General features: G+C 69.3%; 3 protein-coding genes and 1 pseudogene. All 4 read right to left on the bottom strand.

From position 1 onward, the window contains the following. The coding region (locus RJ05_RS21300; protein WP_036539866.1) for an MATE family efflux transporter at positions 1-1,334 on the bottom strand (1,334 nt) is incomplete at its 3' end. Continuing rightward, positions 1,331-2,365, bottom strand: a complete 1,035-nt coding sequence (locus tag RJ05_RS21295; protein ID WP_036539863.1) for a PLP-dependent cysteine synthase family protein — start codon at positions 2,363-2,365, stop codon at positions 1,331-1,333. The genes RJ05_RS21295 and RJ05_RS21300, both read right to left, overlap by 4 nt. A 65-nt stretch (positions 2,366-2,430) precedes the next feature. After that, positions 2,431-3,849 (bottom strand): alanine racemase, encoded by a 1,419-nt coding sequence (locus tag RJ05_RS21290; protein ID WP_373365075.1) that lies wholly within the window; start codon positions 3,847-3,849, stop codon positions 2,431-2,433. Further along, positions 3,846-4,280 (bottom strand): annotated as a pseudogene (locus tag RJ05_RS21285) (ornithine cyclodeaminase family protein); the annotation flags it as partial. The pseudogene RJ05_RS21285 and the gene RJ05_RS21290, both read right to left, overlap by 4 nt.

Below are 4,280 nucleotides of genomic sequence, written 5' to 3'. Positions count from 1 at the left end.
AAGTAGCGGCGCAACATCAGCCCCGCCGTGGCCGCGAGGCCGGCGGTGAGGCCCCACCACACACCTGCGGCGCCCAATCCCGCCGGGAAGGCCAGCAGCAGCGCCGTCGGCAATCCCACCAGCCAATAACCGATCAGCGACAACCGGAATCCGGCCTTGGTGGCCTTCAATCCGCGCAACAGCCCGTTGCCGATGTTCTGGGCCGCGTCGAAGAACTGGAGCACGATACCGATGAGCAGCAGCGTCTTCGCCACCTCGATGGTCGCGGTATCGCCGGGGTCGAGGAACGGCCGCAACACCAGATCGGGAATCACCACATAGGCCACGCCGGTGACCGCGGCGATCACCGTGGCGTGGCGCAGCGCCAGCCACGCCAGCGCCCGCGCATGATCGAATTCGTCGCGCGCCACGGCATGGCTCACCAGGATCGACGCACCGTGCGAGAGGCCGATCGCGACCTGGAACACGATGTAGATGATCTGATAGACGACGTTGTGCGCCGCCAGCGCAGCCGGCCCGATACTGCCCATGACCAGCGCGAGCACCGAGAACATGCCGGCCTCGGAACCGTAGGTGAGCGAAATCGGCACGCCCAGCTTCAGCTCCGCGCGCACCGTCGTCATCCGCACCGGCCACGGCCGCAACGACAAGCCCGCGGCGAGTTCCTGATCGCGCCGCACCATCGCCCAGAACACGGCGAAGGTGATCAGGAAGACCAGCGAGGTCGCCACCCCGATGCCGGTGAGCCCGAGTGCGGGCAGGCCGAGCCAGCCGTGCATGAAGGTCAGCGCGAGCACCAGATTCAACGCCACCGAACCGAGCGTCACCAGCAGCAGCGCCTGCGGTTTCTGCATGCCGACGGTGTACTGGCGCAAAACCTGGAACCACAGGCAGGGCAGCAGGCCGGGGGCCAGGGCGACCATCATCGGGCGCGCGTCGGCGAGCACACCGGCGTCCTGGCCGAGCCATTGCAGCGACCAGCCGAGCCCGACCAGCACGACGCCGCCGAGCAGGCCGGCGAGCGTGGCGATCAGGAAGCTCGACCGCACCACATCGCGGACCTCACGGTCGGCGCTCACGCCGCGTTTGCCGGCCGCGCTCACCGCCGAGGCGATCTGATTGCCGCTGCCGGTGATCAGCCCGACGCACATGGTGCGGATCTGGTTGAACAGCACGATCGCCAGACCGCCCGCCGCGACCTGACGCACGCCGAGGCTGCCCATGAGAGCGATATTGGTGGTGGAGACCGCGATCTGCGCCAGCTGCGTCAACGCGATCGGCGTCGCCAGTGCGGTGAGCCTCTTGCCGTCGGCGCGGAAGTCGGACAGATTCACCGTGCCTCCACCAGATGATCTCGACGGGCGGCCGGGGTGTAGCGGGCGAGCATGGTCCTGACCTCGGCTTCGGTGTCGGGGTCGAGTAGGTCGCGAGCGCGCATCCAATCGTCGTCGAAGACGGTGTCGAGGTATTTCTCGCCGCCGTCGCAGACGATGGTGACCACGGTGGACCCGGGCGGGAACTCCTCCAGCCTGGTCAGCGCGGCATGCACCGAACCGCCCGCCGAGCCACCGAGCATCAGCCCGAGTTCGGCCGCGACGGCGCGCGCGGTGGCGAAGGCAGCCACATCGCTCACCTTCACCCCCTCGTCCAGCAGCGAATAGTCGACCGCCGTTCCGATGGTCGCGCCGGGCGGCGTTCCGGTGCCGGACTGCCAGTACGGCCCGCCCGGGCCGCCGAACGCGATCGAACCGACCGGCTCGACGCCGATCACCTTGGGCACGCAACCGAGCTGACGCAGCCGGGTGGCGGTGCCGAACAGCGATCCGCCGGTGCCGACCGCGGACAGCAGGATATCGACGCGCTCGACGTCTTCGAGCAACTCTTCGGCCACCGCGTAGTAGCCGACCGCGTTGGCGTCGTTGTTGTGCTGTTCGGTGAAGTAGGCGTCGTCCTGGGCGGCGGCCATCGCCTCGGCGAGGTCCTCGCGGGCCGAGGTGGCGAGGTTGTCGTCGCCGTCATCGGCGACGAACACCAGTTCCGCACCCATTGCTCGCATCGCGCGCAGTTTGTCCTTACATGCGTGGTGGTCGACCACCGCGGTGAAGCGGTAGCCGCGTTCGGCGGCAACCACCGCCAGGCCGAGGCCGGTGTTGCCGGAGGTCGATTCGATGATATGCTCGCCATCGCGCAGCAAACCTCTTCGCTCGGCGTCGAGCACCATTTCGCGCGCCATCCGGATCTTGGCGGCGCCGGTCGGGTTGAACTGTTCGAGCTTGAGCAGCAGCCTGGTGCCGGTCGCGGTGGCCGCCAGCTCGAACAACGGGGTGCGGCCGATCAGGTCCGTCACACGCGTGACGAGCGGCATGGAAGGTCTCCTCGGTCGGTACAGTCCGGCATCCAGCCGGGATCGATGGATCTGGGCGAAGCGAATCAGTGGGTATCGAGCGTCCAGCGGAACCTGCCGCCGGGCGCGTCGTGCAGCGCCACCTTCGGCGGTAGGGGTAATTCGTGGAAGGCGGACTCGTTGGAGTCCATCTGGTATCCGGCGGTGTTCGGATAGATCAGCAGATCGCCGGGTTCGGCCGGCCGTGGCAGCGGGATCCGGCGCCAGCTGAGCATGTCCGACTCCAGGCAGGTCGCCGCGCCGACCACCGTCGGCGTGACGGTGCCCGCGCGTACCGGCCAGAGCACCGGGTCGGGCAGGTATTCGCTGTCGAACCACTGCTCGGACAGGCTCAGGCTGGAGCCGTCGACGGTCAGGATGCGGTACGGGTGCCCGTGCGCGAGCCGGGTCTTGCTGCCCTGCACCCGGAACACGGTGCTGCCTGCCCGGTCGAGCAATGCCCGTCCGGGTTCGATGGCCGGCCGGATGCCGTGCTCGCGTAGCCGCCCGGCCAAGCCATCGCGATTCAGGATCGCGGTGAGCATGGCCGGCCCCGGCTCGGGGCAGTGGTACGGGTAGTAGCTGTCGAACTTCTTGCCGGTGTGGAACCAGCGGCGGCTCGCTTCGCCGGTGAATCCGGACCAGGCTTCGGCGGGCACATAGTCCACCCCGAAGCCGCCGCCGATCGATACGGTGTCCGCCGGATGCCCGAGCGTGCGTGCGTACAGGCACCGGTCGACCAGCTCGGCGGCCAGTTCGGCGCGCGGTACCGGGTCGTAGCCGGACAGGTGGAAGCTGAAGCCCGCCAACCGCACCGAGGTCATCGCGGTGGCGGCGGTGAGGGCCTGTTCGATTTCGGTGTCGGTCATGCCAAAACGGCTGGCCGACGCCGGTGGCAGCACCCGAAGCAGTACCCGGACCTCGAGGCCGAGTGCGGCGATGCGTTCGAGTTCGCCGACGCTGTCCACCGCGATCAGCGCTGCGTGCCTGGCGGCGAGCCACAGCAGGTCATCGGATTTTTCCGGGCCGGTCACCATCAGCTCCGCGCCCCGAACGCCCTGCGCCAGCGCCGCCGTCAGCTCGCCGGTACTCGCGACGTCGACGCCCGCGCCCTGCTCCGCGCACGCCCGCGCCACGCACCCGGCCTTGTTCGCCTTCTTGCCGAAGTAGACCAGCCCGTCGAGGCCCGCCTCGGCGAACGCCTGCTGAAAACCACGGACATTGTGGGCGACCCGCGCCGGGTACATCAGGTGGAACGGCCCGCCGATGGCGAAAGCGATGTCGCCGAGCAGATTCGGGTCGTCGATGATCCGCTGCTCCCACTCGTCCCGGTGGGCGGGCAGCGGCATCGCCATGATCCCGCCGGTGCCCCGTGCGGACGATGCCGTGGTGCCGGCTCGGCGGACCGCCGCCTCGGCTGCCGCTTCGGCGTCCACCAGCGCAGCCGCGCCATCCGTCTCCATCAATCCCACAGCGGTACCTCGGTACCTCTGCCCTCGGCGATCGCGCGTTCGGCGAGCGCGTGCGCGACGGCGATATCGGTGAGCACGAGTCCGCTGTTGTAGACGAAGATGCGTTCCTTCTCCGAACGCCTGGCCACGGCGCGACGGCTGAGGATCTGCGGCAGCTCGGCATCGACGGGTCGAAGCACTCCGTCGGGGCCCGCCATATCGGTGCCGGTCACCGCCATCTGCGCGGCACTGGTGGCGACGACGCGATCGGCGTCGTTCAGCGTGGACGGGGCCAGCCCGTACCCGACCAGTACCGCCACCGAACCCGCCTTCAGGTCAGCGGATTCCAGCGCCACCTCGGTGCCGGGACCCGCGGTCGCCAGCACGACATCCGCGGCGGCGGCCGCGGCGCGCGGGTCGTTGACGGTCTCCAGCATCGCGTGCGG

The organism is Nocardia cyriacigeorgica NBRC 100375 (assembly GCF_000308555.1).
GTDB classification, from domain to species: domain Bacteria; phylum Actinomycetota; class Actinomycetes; order Mycobacteriales; family Mycobacteriaceae; genus Nocardia; species Nocardia cyriacigeorgica.
The sequence above is the reverse complement of the archived record's forward strand: the minus strand, read 5'-3'. Positions and strand labels throughout refer to the sequence as shown.

What these genes read in the sequence shown, in the direction of transcription:
- RJ05_RS21295 (WP_036539863.1), bottom strand. Translation starts at nt 2,365, where the DNA reads ATGCCGCTCGTCACGCGTGTGACGGACCTGATCGGCCGCACCCCGTTG.